The sequence below is a fragment of the Paraburkholderia acidipaludis NBRC 101816 genome (genome assembly GCF_000684975.1).
GTDB classification, from domain to species: Bacteria; Pseudomonadota; Gammaproteobacteria; order Burkholderiales; family Burkholderiaceae; genus Paraburkholderia; species Paraburkholderia acidipaludis.
Genome location: NZ_BAXZ01000018.1, coordinates 150,543 through 167,736, shown reverse-complemented (window position 1 = coordinate 167,736; position 17,194 = coordinate 150,543). Strand labels below are relative to the sequence as shown.

15 protein-coding genes and 1 tRNA gene are annotated in these 17,194 nt (G+C 66.4%); 9 read left to right on the top strand and 7 right to left on the bottom strand.

What is annotated here, in order from left to right:
* Window positions 1–111: 111 nt before the first annotated feature.
* Window positions 112–3,585, bottom strand: a complete 3,474-nt coding sequence (mfd, locus tag BAC01S_RS20410) for a transcription-repair coupling factor (protein ID WP_027796427.1) — start codon at window positions 3,583–3,585, stop codon at window positions 112–114.
* Between the two features lie 186 nt (window positions 3,586–3,771).
* Between mfd and ispD the strand changes: the two genes are divergently transcribed.
* From ispD to BAC01S_RS32025, 3 genes are all read left to right on the top strand, one after another.
* Complete coding sequence (gene ispD / locus BAC01S_RS20405; RefSeq protein WP_027796426.1) at window positions 3,772–4,494, top strand: 2-C-methyl-D-erythritol 4-phosphate cytidylyltransferase; 723 nt, start codon at window positions 3,772–3,774, stop codon at window positions 4,492–4,494.
* Window positions 4,495–4,530: 36 nt separating this feature from the next.
* Window positions 4,531–5,010: a 2-C-methyl-D-erythritol 2,4-cyclodiphosphate synthase gene (ispF, locus tag BAC01S_RS20400; RefSeq protein ID WP_027796425.1), complete on the top strand. Its 480-nt coding sequence runs from the start codon at window positions 4,531–4,533 to the stop codon at window positions 5,008–5,010.
* Window positions 5,011–5,205: 195 nt separating this feature from the next.
* A complete protein-coding gene (locus tag BAC01S_RS32025; RefSeq protein WP_407667944.1) occupies window positions 5,206–6,369 on the top strand; it encodes an acyltransferase family protein in 1,164 nt (387 codons plus the stop codon).
* Here BAC01S_RS32025 and BAC01S_RS20390 read toward each other — a convergent pair.
* The 3 genes from BAC01S_RS20390 to ompR are packed head-to-tail and all read right to left on the bottom strand — an operon-like array spanning window position 6,366 to window position 9,071.
* Window positions 6,366–6,914 (bottom strand): peroxiredoxin, encoded by a 549-nt coding sequence (locus BAC01S_RS20390; protein ID WP_027796424.1) that lies wholly within the window; start codon window positions 6,912–6,914, stop codon window positions 6,366–6,368. The two genes, BAC01S_RS32025 and BAC01S_RS20390, sit on opposite strands and share 4 nt — an antisense overlap.
* A 29-nt stretch (window positions 6,915–6,943) precedes the next feature.
* The gene (locus tag BAC01S_RS20385; RefSeq protein WP_027796423.1) at window positions 6,944–8,293 is read right to left on the bottom strand and encodes an ATP-binding protein; all 1,350 of its coding nucleotides are present in this window, start codon (window positions 8,291–8,293) and stop codon (window positions 6,944–6,946) included.
* Between the two features lie 43 nt (window positions 8,294–8,336).
* A complete protein-coding gene (gene ompR, locus BAC01S_RS20380; RefSeq protein ID WP_027796422.1) occupies window positions 8,337–9,071 on the bottom strand; it encodes an osmolarity response regulator transcription factor OmpR in 735 nt (244 codons plus the stop codon).
* A 227-nt stretch (window positions 9,072–9,298) separates the two neighbouring features.
* Here ompR and BAC01S_RS20375 point away from each other — a divergent pair, with 227 nt between their 5' ends.
* The 3 genes from BAC01S_RS20375 to BAC01S_RS20365 all read left to right on the top strand — a co-directional run bounded on the left by BAC01S_RS20375 (window position 9,299) and on the right by BAC01S_RS20365 (window position 12,684).
* The gene (locus BAC01S_RS20375) at window positions 9,299–9,640 is read left to right on the top strand and encodes a hypothetical protein (protein ID WP_027796421.1); all 342 of its coding nucleotides are present in this window, start codon (window positions 9,299–9,301) and stop codon (window positions 9,638–9,640) included.
* A 292-nt stretch (window positions 9,641–9,932) separates the two neighbouring features.
* Entirely contained in the window at window positions 9,933–11,399 is a 1,467-nt protein-coding gene (locus tag BAC01S_RS20370; RefSeq protein ID WP_027796420.1) for a DUF1800 domain-containing protein, read from the top strand.
* 67 nt (window positions 11,400–11,466) lie between these two features.
* A complete protein-coding gene (locus BAC01S_RS20365; protein WP_027796419.1) occupies window positions 11,467–12,684 on the top strand; it encodes a DUF1501 domain-containing protein in 1,218 nt (405 codons plus the stop codon).
* Between the two features lie 54 nt (window positions 12,685–12,738).
* Here BAC01S_RS20365 and BAC01S_RS20360 read toward each other — a convergent pair whose 3' ends face one another.
* Entirely contained in the window at window positions 12,739–13,563 is an 825-nt protein-coding gene (locus BAC01S_RS20360) for a squalene/phytoene synthase family protein (protein ID WP_027796418.1), read from the bottom strand.
* Between the two features lie 301 nt (window positions 13,564–13,864).
* On the opposite strand from BAC01S_RS20360, the gene BAC01S_RS20355 reads away from it, so the two are divergent.
* Window positions 13,865–13,951: transfer RNA gene (locus tag BAC01S_RS20355), tRNA-Leu, on the top strand.
* Window positions 13,952–14,072: 121 nt separating this feature from the next.
* On the opposite strand, the gene BAC01S_RS20350 is transcribed toward BAC01S_RS20355, so the two are convergent.
* Window positions 14,073–14,438: a hypothetical protein gene (locus BAC01S_RS20350; protein WP_027796417.1), complete on the bottom strand. Its 366-nt coding sequence runs from the start codon at window positions 14,436–14,438 to the stop codon at window positions 14,073–14,075.
* Between the two features lie 119 nt (window positions 14,439–14,557).
* On the opposite strand from BAC01S_RS20350, the gene BAC01S_RS20345 reads away from it, so the two are divergent.
* On the top strand, window positions 14,558–15,310 hold the full coding sequence (locus BAC01S_RS20345; RefSeq protein WP_407667943.1) for a helix-turn-helix transcriptional regulator: 753 nt from the start codon (window positions 14,558–14,560) through the stop codon (window positions 15,308–15,310).
* A gap of 72 nt (window positions 15,311–15,382) precedes the next feature.
* Window positions 15,383–16,486, top strand: coding sequence for a DNA alkylation repair protein (locus BAC01S_RS20340; RefSeq protein WP_043202981.1), 1,104 nt, complete (start codon window positions 15,383–15,385; stop codon window positions 16,484–16,486).
* Between the two features lie 104 nt (window positions 16,487–16,590).
* Here the strand turns inward: BAC01S_RS20340 and BAC01S_RS20335 are convergent, their stop codons facing one another.
* A complete protein-coding gene (locus tag BAC01S_RS20335; protein ID WP_027796414.1) occupies window positions 16,591–17,037 on the bottom strand; it encodes a MarR family winged helix-turn-helix transcriptional regulator in 447 nt (148 codons plus the stop codon).
* Window positions 17,038–17,194 lie beyond the last annotated feature (157 nt).

The window sequence follows — 17,194 nt, the reverse complement described above, 5'->3', positions numbered from 1 at the left end:
GTCCTGCCAATCTTACCCAAAAAGGATAAATCGGGCTAAAGGTATCAGCAGATACCCGCATAGCGGGTATCTTTGTGCGACGCAGCAGAGGGCGTGCCGTAGCACGCCGGACTAGCGCGCGCCCGTGCGCGCCGGCGCGCCGAGCGCGCGCAGCGTCTCCTTGACCGTTGCCACGCGCACCGCGAGGTCCGGGCTGCGCGTTTCGATGCGCAGCTTGTCCTGCCCGGCCAGCTTGACGTGCTTGTGCTTCTGCACCATCTCGATGATGCGCATGGCGTCGATCGGCGGGTTCGGCACGAACTGCAGCCCGATCACGGCCTCGCCCGCGTCGATCTTCGTGATGCCGAGCGGCTTCGCGGCGAGGCGCAGCCGGTGCGTCTCGATCAGCGCATGCGCCTGCGGCGGCATCTTGCCGAAGCGGTCGATCAGCTCTTCCTGGATGCCGTCGATCGAATCGTCGTGCTCGCAGTTCGCGAGGCGCTTGTAGAGCGAGAGGCGCTCCTGCACGTCGCCGCAGTAGTCGGCGGGCAGGATGGCCGGCGCGTGCAGATTGATCTCGGTCGTCGCGGCGAGCGGCGCGTTCAGATCCGGCTCGCGGCCTTCCTTGAGCGCCTTCACGGCGTCGGCGAGCATATCCGTGTAGAGCTGGAAGCCGATTTCCTGGATCTCGCCCGACTGCTTGTCGCCTAGCACTTCGCCGGTGCCGCGAATTTCGAGGTCGTGCATGGCGAGGTAGAAGCCCGAGCCCAGTTCTTCCATCTGCTGGATCGCTTCCAGACGGCGCTGCGCCTGCTTCGTGAGCCCCTGCGGATCGTGCACGAGCAGATACGCATAGGCCTGGTGATGCGAGCGCCCGACGCGCCCGCGCAACTGATGCAATTGCGCGAGGCCGAACTTGTCGGAGCGATGGATGAGGATGGTGTTGGCCGTCGGCACGTCGATGCCGGTCTCGATGATCGTGGTACAGAGCAGCACGTTCGCGCGCTGGGCCACGAAGTCGCGCATCACCGCTTCGAGCTCGCGCTCGTGCATCTGGCCATGCGCGACGGCGATGCGCGCCTCGGGCACGAGCGCTTCGAGCATCGCGCGGCGATTCTCGATCGTCTCCACTTCGTTGTGCAGGAAGTACACCTGGCCGCCGCGCTTGAGCTCGCGCAGCATGGCCTCGCGGATCACGCTGTCTTCCTCGCGGCGCACGAAAGTCTTGATGGCGAGGCGCTTCTGCGGCGCGGTGGCGATCACGGAGAAGTCGCGCAGGCCCTCCAGCGCCATGCCGAGCGTACGCGGAATGGGCGTGGCGGTGAGCGTGAGCACGTCCACCTCGGCGCGCAGCGACTTGAGCGCCTCCTTCTGGCGCACGCCGAAGCGGTGCTCCTCGTCGATGATCACGAGCCCGAGCCGCTTGAACTGCACGTCCGACGAGAGCAGCTTGTGCGTGCCGATCACGATGTCGACGCTGCCGTCGTTGATCTGCTGGATCGCCGCGCTCACTTCCTTCGCGGACTTGAAGCGCGAGAGTTCGGCGATGCGCACGGGCCATTCGGCGAAGCGGTCCGTGAAAGTTTGCGTGTGCTGCTCGGCGAGCAGCGTGGTGGGCGAGAGGATCGCCACCTGCTTGCCGCCCATCACGGCGATGAACGCCGCGCGCAGCGCCACTTCGGTCTTGCCGAAGCCGACGTCGCCGCACACGAGGCGATCCATCGGCTTGCCGCTCGTCATGTCGCCGATCACGGCCGCGATGGCGGCGGCCTGGTCAGGCGTTTCCTCAAAGCCGAAGCTCTCCGCGAACTTCACGTAGTCGCGCGGATCGAGCTTGAACGCGTGGCCTTCGCGCGCGGCGCGGCGCGCGTAGAGGTTGAGCAGCTCGGCGGCGGTGTCGCGGATCTGCTGCGCGGCCTTGCGGCGAGCCTTTTCCCACTGACCCGAGCCCAACGCGTGCAGCGGCGCGCTGTCCGGATCGGCGCCGCTGTAGCGCGAGATCACGTGAAGCTGCGAAACCGGCACGTAGAGCTTGCTGCCGCTCGCGTATTCGAGGTGCAGGAACTCGGTGTCGCCTTCGCCGAGATCCATCGTCACGAGGCCGTGATAGCGGCCAATGCCGTGCTGCGTGTGCACGACCGGGTCGCCCACCTTGAGCTCCGAGAGGTCGCGCACCATCGAGTCGACGTTGCTCGCCTGCTCCTGGCGGCGGCGTCCGGCGCGGCGCGCGAGCGGGCCGTAGAGCTCCGTTTCGGTGAGGATGGCGAGCCCTTCGGCCGGCAGCGCAAAGCCGCTCGAAAGGGGGGCGACGCCCAGCACGAAACGCTCGTCGGAGGTCAGCCAGTCTTCATAGCTGTCCACGGACGCGGGCCGCAGTTGGTTGTCGGCGAACAGTTGCGCAATGGTCTCGCGGCGGCCCGCCGATTCCACCGCGAACAGCACGCGGTTTGTCGTCGTGCCCAGATAGTCGCGCAGCGCCGCTAACGGCTCATCGACGTGGCGGTCGATCGCGAGGTTCGGCAGCGCGTTTGCCCAGCCGCCCGCGCTGGCCGCGGGCAGCACGAGGCGCGCGAAGGGCTTGGCGAGCGTGAAGAAGTCGTCTTCGGCGAGGAAGAGGCGCTGCGGCTCCAGGATCGGCCGCTCGCGGTCGTGCGAGAGGAAGTTGTAGCGCTGCTTCGTGTCGGCCGAAAAGCGGCGGATCGCGGCGTCCAGGTCGCCCGAGAACACCAACTGCGCGTTGTCGGGCAGGTAGTGGAACAGCGTGGCGGTCTCTTCGAAGAAGAGCGGCAGGTAATACTCGATGCCGGCCGACGGCACGCCGCTGCCGATGTCCTTGTAGATCGTCGCGCGGCTCGGGTCGCCCTCGAACACCTCGCGCCAGCGGCTGCGGAATGCGGTGCGCGAGGCCTCGTCGAACGGGAATTCGCGGCCGGGCAGGAGGCGCACGTCCTTCACCGGGTAGAGGCTGCGCTGGCTGTCCGGGTCGAAGGCGCGGATCGAATCGACCTGGTCGTCGAACAGGTCGATGCGGTAGGGCAGCGGCGAACCCATCGGGAACAGGTCGATCAGCGAGCCGCGCACGCAGTACTCGCCCGGCCGCACGACCTGGCTCACGTGCTCGTAGCCGGCCAGCGTGAGCTGCGCCTTGAGCTTCGCTTCGTCGAGCCGCTCGCCCTGCGAGAACGAGAACGTATAGGCCGCGAGGAACGAGGCCGGCGGCATGCGGTAGAGCGCCGTCGTGGCGGGCACGAGCAGGATGTCGCAGCGGCCTTCGCCGAGATCGTGCAGCGTCGCGAGGCGCTCCGAGACGAGGTCCTGGTGCGGCGAGAACGTGTCGTAGGGCAGTGTCTCCCAGTCCGGCAGCAGGCGCACGCGGGCCTCGGGCGCGAAGTACGGGATTTCCTGCGCGAGCCGCTGCGCGTCCACGGCGCTCGCGCAGATCACGGCGACGAGCGGCGCGCTCGCGCGCGATGCCGCGCGGTAGCGGGCGATCAGGAGCGCGTCGGACGAGCCGTGCGTACCGTCGAACGCGAAGCGCTGCCCCGGCTTGACGACGGCGACGGGGGACGGAGACGGTGACTGCTGGGAAGCGGCGATATCGGACATAGGCTACAGGTTGGCCTGACTTGGCCTGGTTTGGGCCTGGTTTCGCTCCCGAACCGCCCGTCTCCCAAACGGGGGGCGGGCTGCGGATGCGAGTCCAGCGGGTCCATCCGGCGGGCCGGGGCGCACCGGGCAAAGGACGTATTATAAAATCCGTCCTTTACTTTGACTCATGCGGCTAGCACCAACGTGACACCACGCCTTTTCGCCCTGATCCCGTGCGCCGGAACCGGCAGCCGCTCGGGCTCGGCCATGCCCAAGCAATACCGGAGCGTCGCCGGTCGCGACCTCCTGCACTACACGCTCGCCGCCTTCGACGCCTGCAGCGAATTCACGCAAACCCTCGTGGTGATCTCCCCCGACGACGCCCATTTCGACGCGCGCCGCTTCAGCGGCCTGCGCTTTGCCGTGCGCCGCTGCGGCGGCGCTTCGCGCCAGGCCACGGTGTCCAACGGTCTCGCCGGCCTCGCCGAATTCGGCGCGCGCGACGAAGACTGGGTGCTCGTCCACGACGCGGCGCGCCCCGGCATCACGCCCGCGCTGATCCGCTCGCTCGTGGAGGCGCTCAAGGACGACCCCGTGGGCGGCATCATGGCGCTGCCGGTGGCGGATACGCTCAAGCGCGTGGCGCCGGGCGGCGGCGCGGCGCCCCTTGCACGTATTGCCCGCACCGAGGCGCGCGACGGTCTCTGGCAGGCCCAGACGCCGCAGATGTTCCGCATCGGCATGCTGCGCACCGCCATCGAGCGGGCCCGGCAGGACGGCCACGATCTCACCGACGAAGCGAGCGCGATCGAATGGCTCGGCCATGCGCCGCGCCTCGTGCAGGGCAGCCTGCGCAATTTCAAGGTGACGTACCCCGAAGATTTCGCGCTCGCCGAGGCCATTCTCGGCCGCCAGGCGGCGAACTGAGCGCCTCTCACGATTTCACTACGGAAGACTTTCCCCATGGACATCAGAATCGGACAAGGCTATGACGTGCACGCGCTCGTGCCGGGCCGCCCGCTCGTGATCGGCGGCGTGACCGTGCCTTACGAGCGCGGGCTGCTCGGCCACTCGGACGCCGACGTGCTGCTGCACGCGATCACCGACGCGCTGTTCGGCGCGGCGGCGCTGGGCGACATCGGCCGCCACTTTCCCGACACCGACAAGGAGTTCTACGGCGCCAACAGCCGCGTGCTGCTGCGCGAGTGCCTGCGCCGCGTGCAGGCCGCGGGCTTCGCGCTCGTCAACGTGGACAGCACCGTGATCGCGCAGGCGCCGAAGCTTGCGCCGCATATCGAGGCGATGCGCGCGAATATCGCGGAGGATCTCGGGCTGCCGCTCGATCGCGTGAACGTGAAGGCCAAGACCAACGAAAAGCTCGGCTACCTCGGCCGCGGCGAGGGGATCGAGGCGCAGGCCGCCGTGCTGCTGACGCGGGCGTAAGCGGGGCACGGCCCTTGCGCCGTTCCACCGATGTGCCGATGTGCCGGGCCGACCGCATTCCTGCCCGAAAAACACGGCCGACGAGGCTTGCGCGATCGTCGGCCGTTTTTATTGTCGATTTATTTCCGCTTTTTTTGCACCGATACTGACCGTTGGCGTAAAGCGGGGAGAGTGATGACGGCGGACGAAAGGCGAGTGAAAGGTCTCGACGGTCTCCGGGCGCTGGCAGTGGTGATGGTGTTTCTTGCGCACAAAGCGCACGTCGACGCGGTGGACGTGGGGCAGTTGGGCGTGTGGCTGTTTTTCCTGATCAGCGGCTATCTGATCATCGGCGAATTGCATCGCAACCGCCTGCGTGTGGAGCAGCATACGGCGCGCAAGGATGCGGTGCTTTGCGTGTTTTTCGTCAAGCGCGCGCTGCGTATCTGGCCGGTCTATTACCTCTTGCTGATTGCTTTGGCGATTGCCCACGCAGGCTTTTATCAGCGCGACGTCGATCTGGGCCTCGCCTGGCATTTCGCATTCCTCTCGAATTACTGGATCGGCGTCGTGCACGACAGTTGGCCCGGCACGGTGTCCCACTTCTGGAGTCTCGCGGTCGAGCAGCAGTTCTATCTCGTCGCGCCGTTTGCGCTGCTCTTCACGCGTGCGTCCCGGCATCTCGCGCTCTGCGCGGCGATCGTCGCGGCGGCTGCGCTGGCGCATTGCATGCTCTATCTGCGCGAGGCGAGCGAACCGCTGATCTACGCGTTTTCGCCGTGGAATTTCGCACTGATCGCGCTGGGGGGCGTCGTGGCCATCGGCGGTCAGCGCGTGTCGCCGCCGCGCGGCATGGCGGGCGCGACGTGGTTCGTGGCGGGCATCGGCGGGATTGCAGCCTGCGCGCTGGCGCGAGCGCATTGCGCGGGAGGCGTGGCGCCGGAAGGGGCCGTGCTGCCCGGCGTCTTCGACATCGCTCTCGCGCTGACGCTTGGCATGGTGTTTCTCTGGATCGTGCGTCGCCCGGATTCGATTGCGGTCGCCATGCTCGAGCTCAAGCCGCTCGCGTGGCTCGGCACCATCAGCTACGGTTTCTATCTCTTCCACAACCTCGTGCCGTCGAAGCTGGGCGAGGCCCCCGCACTCTATGCCCGCCTCGGCCTGCCGCCGGTCATGGACGCGGCGCTGCCGCTCGCCGTGCAGTTCGCGCTGGCATTGTTGCTCGCGCATCTATCCTGGCAACTGCTGGAAAAGCGCGTGCTGGACTGGAAGGGGCCGCTGCAGGCGGCGATCCGGCAGCGCATGCCGTGCGGCGTCGACCGCGCCGCCGGGCAGTACCGCAGATCCTCGGACCCGCGGCGAGCGGCGGCCGAGCGCTAGAGCGTCGCGCCGCCGATCGCGCGCCCGCTCGGACACAGCGCGCCCGTCTGCAGGGCGTCGAGCACGCGCAACACCTCGTCGGGGCTGCGTCCAACGTCCAGATTGTCGACCGAGACATGCTGGATCGTGTTGTCGGGGTCGACAATGAAAGTGGCGCGCAGCGCGACGCCGGCCTCCTTGTCGCGCACGCCGAGCTGGTCGATCAGTTCGCCTTTCACGTCACCGAACGAATAGTGATTGAGACGGTCGAGATCCTTGTTCTCGCGCCGCCAGGCCAGCTTCACGTATTCGTTGTCGCAGCTGCCGCCCAGCAGCACGGCGTCGCGGTTCTCGAACTCCTTCTGCAGGCGCGCGAAAGCGACGATTTCGGTCGGGCAGACCGTCGTGAAGTCCATCGGGTAGAAGTAGATGACCTTCCACTTCGTGGAGAAGGTCTGCTCGGTGATTTCGACGAAGGCCGATTCGCCGTTTTCCTCGGGCTCGTTGAAGCCGGGCTTCGCGGCGTTGACGGTGAAGGCTTCGAGTTTGTCGCCCACGGTTTTCATGCGGCAGCTCCTGAGTAGCCAGCGTAGTGTTACGCGCCCTTGGCGAGCGGAAACTCGATCGTCACTTCGAGCCCCGGACCGGGCTGACGGTTGCGCAGGCGCAGCGCGCCGCGATAGCGGCCCACGAGCCGCTGCACGATGGCCATGCCGAGACCCGTGCCGTTGGCCTGGGTGCGCGCGGTGTCGACGCGATAGAACGGCCGTGTGACGAGCGAGAGCTGATCCTCGGGAATGCCGGGGCCTTCGTCGACGACCGAGAGCTCGACGCGCGAATGCGACACGCGCGTTTCGAGCATGATGTGCGGAATGCCGTCCGTCTCGCTCGCGCCATACTTGCGCGCGTTCTCGATCAGGTTGCCCACCACGCGCCGCATGTCGGTGTCGTCGGCCTCGATCATGGCCGAAGGCGCGAGGCGCGTGATGAGCCGCACGCCGTCTTCGCTCGCCATGCGCGCCGCCATCTCGCCTGCGATCACGGAAAGATCGACGCGTTCGGGGCTGCGCTGCACGGGCCGTGCGTAGTCGAGGAAGCGGCCGATGATCATGTCCATCTGCTCGATGTCGTCGATCATCGCGTCCTTGGTGGCCTGGTCGGACGGGCTCATCTCCGTTTCGAGCCGCAGGCGCGCGAGCGGCGTGCGCAGATCGTGCGAGATGCCGGCCAGCATCAACGCGCGGTCGGCCTCGAGCTGCTCGAGGTCGCGCACCATCTGGTTGAAGCTGCGGTTGGTTTCGGCGGCTACGCCCATGCCGCTTTCGGGCAACTGCGCGGGCGACTGCCCGGAGCCCACCATGCGCGCCGACATGGCGAGCCGCGCGAACGGCCGGTTCACGAGACTCGTGATGAACGCCGCGCCGAACAGTGACAGCGCGAGCGCGGACACGCCCCATCCGACCCACTGCAGGCCCGTGACGTTGTCGAGCTGATCGCGGTCGAGCGCGACCCAGTAGTCGTCGTCGTCGATCTTGAAGCTGATCCACACGCCCGGAATGTCGTTCACCGACTGGGCGATCACGGTATCGTCGCCAAGCCGCCCGCGTATGTCGTGCTCGATGAGCCGGTTGAGCGACTCGTCGGGCTGGAGCTTGTATTTGTCGGTGGCTTCGCGCGGATAGACGCGCACGCCCTCGTTGCTCTCCAGATCCTGCAGGAGCGCGCGGCGCAGATCGGGATCGGAATAGAGCAGGGCGGTGCGCGTGAGCTTGACGATGGCGACGAGCTGCAGCGCCACGCGCTGCGCGCGCGGCTCCCGCTCGATCACGCGAAAGCTCTGGAACCACGCGGCGAGACTGACTGCGATGAGGAGTGCAATCAGCAGGAAGGTGCGCCAGAACAGATCGCCGAACGCAAGCGTCAGCACACGCCGGTCAATCCGCATGAAACCTTCCTGTCGACAGAGGAATTGCAGACATCCAGCCGGATCAGGCTGCGCCGTCCGGAATGAACACGTAGCCGAGGCCCCAGACCGTCTGGATGAAACGCGGGCTGCCCGGATCCGGCTCGATCAGCTTGCGCAGACGCGAAATCTGCACGTCGAGACTGCGGTCGAACACTTCGTATTCGCGGCCGCGCGCGAGCTCCATGAGCTTTTCGCGCGACAGCGGCTGGCGCGGATGGCGCGCGAACACCTTGAGCACCGAGAATTCGCCCGTGGTGAGCGGAATTTCCTGGCCGGCCTTCGTGAGCGTGCGCGTGGCGAGGTTCAGCGCGAACTCGCCGAATTCGAACACCTCGGTGGTTTCCGACGGCGCGCCGGGCAGCTCCGAAGGCGCCTGGCGGCGCAGCACCGCATGAATGCGCGCCACCAGCTCGCGTGGATTGAACGGCTTCGGGAGATAGTCGTCGGCGCCCATTTCGAGGCCGACGATGCGGTCCACGTCCTCGCCCTTCGCCGTCAGCATGATGATGGGCGTGCGGTCGTTGCTGCCGCGCAGGCGGCGGCAGATCGACAGGCCGTCTTCGCCGGGCAGCATGAGGTCCAGCACGAGCAGATCGAAACGCTCGCGCACCCACAGCTTGTTCATGGCGGGTGCGTTTTCGGCAACGTACACGTTGAAGCCTTGCTCGCCGAGATAGCGCCGCAGCAAATCGCGCAAGCGCGGGTCGTCGTCGACTACGAGAATTTTCGATGGGTTTTTGGTTTCCATGCGTGGCATCTTATCGCGATTGGATACAGGTGCGAGTTTGCACCAATTATCAGGTAACAGTCAGTTACAAAATTTACCGGTGACGTGCCACGGCGGCAAGCACTGACGGATAGACTGCTTTACTGAATGCGGCCGTTCGGTAGATACTTCAACCGACTTTTACATCGCCACCCGCGTCGGGGCGGGTCCGTGTCTGTTTTCGAGGTAGCCGTTTGCCGCGTCACGAAGGGAAGAAAATGAAGGGAGGGGTCGGGCCGACAATGCGCCACACCGTGACTGCACTGGCGTTGGCCAGCGGCGTCGTGGTGGCATTGAACCCGGTCGCAGCCCATTCCCAGCCCTCGGCCGACCGTTTCGAAAGTCCCCATCCGCCTTCGTACCCTCCCGGCAGCAAGCCGCCGTCCCGGCGCTTTCGCAGCGATTCCCCCGACACCACCGCTTCCGATCTCAGCATGCGTACCTCCGGTGTGCCGCCCGACCTCGATCAGCGCCGCCGCGATGGCCACATGACGCCCGAAGAGCGCCGCCTCCTGCGCCAGCACATCGAAGACGCCGTACGCGAGCTGTACAAGCGCTGATGTCGCGGCACAGCGCGGCCATACGCCGCCGCCGTGCAGGGCTGAAAAATTCCGTAGCAATTGCGCCGTCAACATCCGTACCGGATCGGTCGTTAAGCCGATACATTCAATCTGCGCGTGCCGGGATACGAGTGCGCGCCTTCCTGTCCGAGGCGAAATGGAACCGCTCAGGCCGATGACCCCGCCACGTTTCGTGGCATCAGGCGCATTGCTCGCGGCTGCGTTGCCGCGGCGCGCGGCGGCCGCCGAAGACGGGGCGCCGGCGCCGCATTCCCGGCGCGCATTCGCCGCGATGCCGGGCGAAGACCTGCTGCTCGACCCCGACGACGCGCGCCATCTTCTCCTGCGTAGCGGCTTTGCCCCTTCCGCGGCCGACATCGCTCCGTACGTGGGCCTCTCGCGTGGCGACGCCGTCGACCGCGTGCTGGCGACGGGCCGAACCGTTGCGTTCACGCCGCTTCCCGACTGGACCGCCGTGGCGCCGCCCACGCGCGCCGAGCGCGCCGCATGGACGCCCGACCAGCGCCGCGAAGCGGACAAGCTGCGCGGCCAGCACTACGAGCAGTTGCGGGCCTGGTGGCTGGGCGAGATGCTGGTCACGCCTTCGCCGCTCACCGAGCGCATGACGCTCTTCTGGCACAACCACTTCACGTCCGGCCAGGACAAAGTGCCCGAGCCGCAGCTGATGGCCGCGCAAAACGCGCTGTTCAGGCGCGAGGCGCTCGGAAGTTTCGCCGCGATGCTGCACGCCGTCGCGAAGGATCCGGCCATGCTGCTCTATCTCGACGGTGCGAGCAATCGCAAGGGCAAGCCCAACGAGAACTTCGCGCGCGAGGTGATGGAACTGTTCACGCTCGGCGAAGGGCAGTACACGCAGCGCGACGTTTCGGAAGCGGCCCGCGCGTACACGGGCTGGGGCGTCGATCCGGATACCTGGCACTACGTGTGGCGCCCGGAGCAGCACGACGGCGGCGAGAAGACCGTGCTGGGCCGCAGCGGCGCATTCGATGGCGATGCGGTGCTCGACATTCTGCTCGAAGAGCCGCAGACCGCCCGCTTCGTCACGGCCAAGCTGTGGCGCGAGTTTGTCTCCCCCAGCCCCGACGACGCGCAACTCGACCCGGTCGCGCAGCGGTTTCGCGCGAGCGGCTACGACATCGGCACGGGGCTGCGCGCGCTATTGCTCACGTCCGCGTTTTGGGACGAAGACAATCGCGGCACGCTGGTGAGTTCGCCGGTCGAATTCATCGTGGGCACGATCCGGCGTTTCGACGTTTCCTATGGCGATACGATGCCCTTCGCACGGACGGCCGCGTCGCTTGGGGAGAACCTGTTCTATCCGCCGAACGTGAAGGGCTGGCCGGGCGGCATTGCGTGGATCAACAGCTCGACGCTGCTCGCGCGCAAGCAGTTCGTCGAGCAGCTCTTTCGCGCGACCGAAACGGCGCAGCCGAAGAAGGCCGGCGCGGTGATGAAGGCCGCCGCTTCGAGGGTTCCGCCCAAGGTATCGGCGACGGGATCTTCCATGGCTGCCGGGCCCGGTCCGGCACGCGTGGCGCGAGGCGGCATGCGTTTCGATCTCGACGGCTGGCTTGCGCATTTTCACGTGAGCGCCGACGACACGCCCGGTCTTTCCGCGCAACTGCAAATGCAGCATGCGGTGCTGCCGCTCGAGCCGGTCGACGCGATCGCGGCGGGCTGCAATGCGGGCGCGTATCTCGAAGCACTGCTGATGGATCCGGTCTACCAGTTGAAATAGCGGACATGACACATCGAGTCGACGAACCGGGCGGCGCGGATCGCCGCGACGAGAAGCGAGGCGCAGCATGAAACGACGCGAGTTTCTGGCGGCGGCCGCGGCGGCAGGCACGTCGCTGTGGCTGCCGAACGCGGCACGCGCGGAGGTCGGCTCGGCATCGGGCACCGCGGCCGCGGGCTACGACAATCTGCTGATCCTCATCGAGCTGAAGGGCGGCAACGACGGCTTGAACACCGTCGTGCCGTTCGCGGATCCGCTCTACTACAGCTATCGCGCGAACATCGGCGTGCGCCGCGAACAGGCAATCCAGCTCGACGAACGCACGGCGCTGCATCCCGCGCTCGCGCCGCTGGTGCCGATGTGGCGTGCGCGGCAACTCGCGATCGTGCAGGGCGTCACGTATCCGCAGCCGAACCTCTCGCACTTCCGCTCGATCGAAATCTGGGACACGGCGTCGCGCTCCGACGAATATCTGCGTGAAGGCTGGCTCACGCGTGCCTTCGGGAGTGCGCCGGTGCCGAAGGGCTTCGTCGCCGACGGCCTCGTGCTCGGCAGCGCCGAAATGGGACCCATGGCGAACGGCGCCCGTGCGATTGCGCTCGTCAATCCGGCGCAATTCGCGCGCGCGTCGCGGCTCGTGACGCCGGTGTCGTTGAAGGAACGCAACCCGGCGCTCGCGCACATCCTCGACGTCGAGAGCGACATCGTGCATGCCGCCGACCAGTTGCGTCCGCGGCCGGGACAGTACGCGTTGAAGACGGCGTTTCCGCAGGGGGCGTTCGGCACCTCGATCAAGACGGCGATGCAGGCGCTGGCTTCCGGCGACACGCCGCAGGGCGCACCGATGCCGGGCAAGGGCGTGGCCGTGATCCGCCTCACGCTCAACGGCTTCGACACGCACGAGAACCAGCCGGGGCGGCACGCGGACCTGCTGCGTCAGTTCGCGACGGGCATGGTGGCGCTGCGCGATGCGCTCGGCGAGCTCGGCCGCTGGGACCGCACGATGATCGTCACGTATGCGGAGTTCGGCCGGCGTGTGCGCGAGAACCAGAGCCGCGGCACCGATCACGGCACGGCGTCCGCTCACTTCGTGGCGGGCGGCCGTGTGGCGGGCGGTCTCTATGGCGAAGCGCCGCAACTGGCGCGTCTGGACGGCAACGGCAATCTTCCGGTCGGCGTCGATTTCCGGCAGATTTATGCGACGGTGCTGGGACCGTGGTGGGGGCTCGACGCAGCGGCCGTGCTGCAGGGCAACTTCCGACCGCTGCCGATCCTGCGGGCCTGAAGCACTGCTTAAGATGACGCGCGCCTGATGCAGTTCGTTGCGGATACCCGGAGCTCAGGCGCGCCAGGCGATCCAGAGCTTGCGGATGGGCGTGAGGACGATCTGCTGGTGCAGCACCTGGAACTGCTCGCGCTCCACCTCGGCGAGCAGCGCGAGTGAAAGCGCGGCCAGTGCGCGCAACGTGCGCTGGCCGCGGCGTTCGTCGGACGGAACGGCGGCGAGCGCCGCGTCGATGGCTTCGCGTGCGCGCGCTGTCTGGAACTGCATGAGCTCCGTGAAGTCGTCGCTGTAGCGGCGGTTGATGAGATCCGCAGCGGTGACGTTGTAGCGCTGCAGTTCGTCGATCGGCACGTAGATGCGGCCATGGCGCGCGTCGTTGCCGATCTCCGCCACGAACTGCGCGAGCACGAGCGCATTGCCGAGCGATGCAGCCCATTGCGCGGCCGCCTCCGGGTGGCGTGCGCTCACGCGGGCAATCAGCGTGGCGAAGGTGCCGCCCACGCCCTCGATATAGCGCTTCAGATTCGGGAAGTCGAGATAGCGTGCCTGCTCGAAATCCATCTCGTAGCCGGCGAGCAGCGCCTGAAGCGCCGGGTACGCGCTCTTCACGTCCTGCTTCAGATGTGCCGCGAGCGCCTTGGTGACCGGGTGCGCCGCTTTGCCCTCGGCGAGCGCGGCCAGTTCCTTCTGCCACCACGCAAGCTTGGTGCGGCCAACGGTGGGATCGCTCGTTTCTCTCGCCGTCTCTTCGAGTTCGCGGCGCAGGGCGAAGAGGGCGGCAAGCAGCGGCTGGCGCGCGGCGCTCGCCTGGCGCAGCGCATAGTAGGTGCTCGATCCGGGCGGAGCCGCCTTTTGCAGGCAGTAGTCGTCGAAGTTCACGGCCGAAGTTCGCGGCAAACGAGGGGTGGGGGAGTGCGCCAGCGCGGCCCGGAACGGGCGGCAGCCGTGGCCGCTGCGGCAGACGCGCGATTCTAGCATTGGGTTCGGGATTGCCGCACGCGCACATGCAGACAAGCGTCGGGCAATCGGTTAGAATCTCGCGCTCGCGCTTGACGGGCGTTCGCCGGCGGTATTGGTACGTGTTACGTATCGGCCTACGCTCTGCCCGGCGCCGACGGTTCGCAGAAAATTGACTCGCACGCGACTTCGCAGCGGTCCTGCCGGCCAGGCGAGAAGATTCGCGTGAGTGGCGAAATTGGTAGACGCACCAGGTTTAGGTCCTGACGCCCGCAAGGGTGTGCCGGTTCGAGTCCGGCCTCACGCACCATAAAAGGAAAGGCCACGTTCGAAGGAACGTGGCCTTTTTTGCTTTCCCGACGGCCTTTCGCCAATTCAGACCCCGATAATCCGGCGTTCGCGGGCGCACTATCGAAACTTACTGTTGAAATTTACTGCGCGGGCTCGTTCCGCAGAATGATCAATTGCGTGATCTTTTCCGCCTCTAGCGTGAAGTAGTAGCTGAGGATAAGGGGCGTGGACAAATTCGATTTGTCGAAATTCCCATCGACTCTCGCGTGGATCACGACATTCGCATGATTCCGGAAGGCCGTTTCGACCTGCATCGTCACGTGGTCGCCAAAAATTTCCTTGTCGGCCCACGCCCGGATGGCGTCATGGCCGATGAATTCGCGCCGGACGTCATTGAGCCAGGCATCGGCGGAAAACGTTGCAATGAACGCTGCCGGATCGGCGTGGTTGTGTGCGGCGATGTGGGCGGCAATGACGTCGGGCAGGGCGTGGGTGATGTCTTCCATGGGGTTCTCCAGAGCGGTCTGGCAACGATCGTAAATGAAGGGAATGTCAGTTCCTGTCAGGACGGCGCGCCTTGGCCTGCGCTCCGGGGTCGTGCTGCCGGCGGCTTACAATCTCCGGAATGCGTTTGGGATCGAGATCCCTGTTGAACCGGGAGCGGCGGATGTCACGTTCTGGGCGCCTTCTGGGCCTGATGGAAATACTGCGCATGAGACGGCGGCCCGTAGCGGCCGCGCGGCTCGCGGATGAACTCGCGGTGTCGGAGCGGACGATCTATCGCGACGTGGCCGAGCTGGTCGCGCAGGGCGTGCCCATCGAAGGCGGCGCTGGCATCGGCTACCTGTTGAAACCCGGTCATGTCCTGCCGCCGCTGATGTTCGCGCGCGAGGAAATCGAGGCAATCATGCTGGGGTTGCGCTACGTCGATCAACGGGGCGACGACGTGCTGAAAACCGCCGCCGCGAAGGCGCTGGCGAAGATCGCCGCCGTCTTGCCGCCGGAGGCGGGCGAGGCACTCGACGTGCCGCTGGCGATGCCGGGGCCGCCCGCGCCATCCTTTCCCGACAACCTGGTCGAGTTGGCGCGCCTGCGTGCCGCGATCCGGGCGCAGCGTCGTCTGGAGATCGTCTATGCCGACGCGGCCGGGCGTCGTTCGCAACGCGTGGTCTGGCCCGTGCAGATCGGTTTCATGGACAGCGCGCGAGTGCTTGCCGCATGGTGCGAACTACGGGGAGCCTTTCGCACGTTCCGAACCGACCGGATCCTCGCTGCGACTGAAGGTGCACGCTATCCGGATAATCGCGCCGACCTGATGCGCCGCTTGCACGAGCAGCTTGCGCTTTCCATGGAGCCGCACGCTGCTGACAGGAACTGACAGTCGCTTCGGCGACACTCCCTGCTTCTCCGACTCACGGGCCCCGCCATACGGCGGGCTACCTGCCTTGCCATGACCACTCAAGCTGCCGTGCCGCTGAAGCAATCGATAGGAGAGCTACAGTTCCGCGCGCTGTCGACCCTGCTGAAATCGATCGAGCCTGCTTTCGACGCGCGTGCTTTTCTCGCGACTGCACTCGACGACCTGGACTCGCTGTCCCTGATGGCACGCATACGCCGCGCCAGCGATTCCATCCATGCCGGGGCGCACGCGTTGCCGGGCGGTTACGACGCGGTGCTCGCGCTGCTGACGCAGGCCGCGCCCCGGCTCGACCGGGGATTTGTTTCTCTTGTCGCGCCCGACTTCGTTGGGCAGCACGGTCGGCATGTCTTCGATCGCTCGATGGATGCATTGAAATACTTCACCCGGTTCGGTTCGTCGGAATTCGCGGTGCGCGAATTCCTGCGCGACAACCCGCCTCGTGCGCTGGCGACCATGGAGGTTTGGTCGCGCGATGCCGATGATGCCGTGCGACGGCTGGCCAGCGAAGGCAGCCGGCCGCGTCTGCCATGGTCGTTTCGGCTTCGCGAACTGGATACCGACCCGGCGTTGACGGCACGAATTCTCGATAACCTTCGCGCGGACCCCAGCCCGTACGTGCGCCGGTCGGTCGCGAACCATCTGAACGACGTGACGAAGGTTCATCCCGCGTGGGTGCTGGAGCAAGCCGCCCGATGGGGTATCGAGGACCCGCATACCCGATGGATCGTTTCCCACGCATTGCGTACGCTGGTGAAGCGGGGCGACGCGCGGGCGCTAGCGATGCTGGGCGCGCAAAGCATGCCCAACATCGCTGTCGGGCCGTTCTGCGTGACGCCGGAAACGGTCGTCCTCGGTGGCGCGATCACGCTCTCCTGCGAACTGCGCTCGACGGCAGACGCGGCGCAGCGGCTCGTGGTCGATTACCGCATTGCCTATGTCAAGCGGAGCGGCGTGACGAAAAAAGTGTTCAAGCTGAAGACCCTGACGCTGGCGCCAGGCCAGCGCATTACGCTTGGCCGTAGCCAGCCGATTCGCGATTTCACGACGCGCACGCATTATTCGGGCAGGCATGAGATCGAGCTGATCGTCAACGGCGGTGTCGTTGCGCAGACTGCTTTTGATCTGGTGCGATGACGCGTATGACTTCGGCGGCAACGCGAGCGGGGCGGGCCGCCCGCGTCCTCCGATTCCTCCGATCTATCCGGCCATGGACTCACGCGAGATGCGCGAGCCGGCGCTCACAGTTCCGCGTGTGCCGCCTCGATCACCTTGTCGAGCGCGCGATCCAATGCTTCACGCTCCTTCTCGTCGAGGCAGGCGAAAAGATCGGTATTCCATTTGCGGGCGATGGGCATGACCTTGCGATAGAGTTCGCGCCCTTCGGGCGTGAGCGAGACGAGCACGAGGCGGCCGTCTTCCTCGCTCGTGTCGCGGCGCATGAGGCCGCGGCGCATCAGCGCCTCGGCAGCGCGGCTTGCCTGGCTCTTGTCGAGATTCGCGTGACGCGCGAGTTCCATCACCGAGAACGGGCCGAATGCGCCTACCGCGGCGATGAGGCGCGCCTCGGGCAGCGTGATCCCGAGTTTCGCCTGATAGCGTTCGCTGCTGCCCCGTTCGGACAGCTTGTTCAGGACATGGAGCCGATAGGTCAGAAACTGCTCGAGTCCGGCTTTGCTTGCCTTCATGGTCGTCCTGTCGCGTGAGGATGGCGCGATCGTGTCGCGCGTGATGTGATTGTTGCCGCAACCGGCGCGCGGGTCAATTCGAAACGCATCGCGCGCACCACGAAGGAACGTGGTGCGCGCATCTTTTAATCACTTAAATAGGAACTCGAAGCGCTTG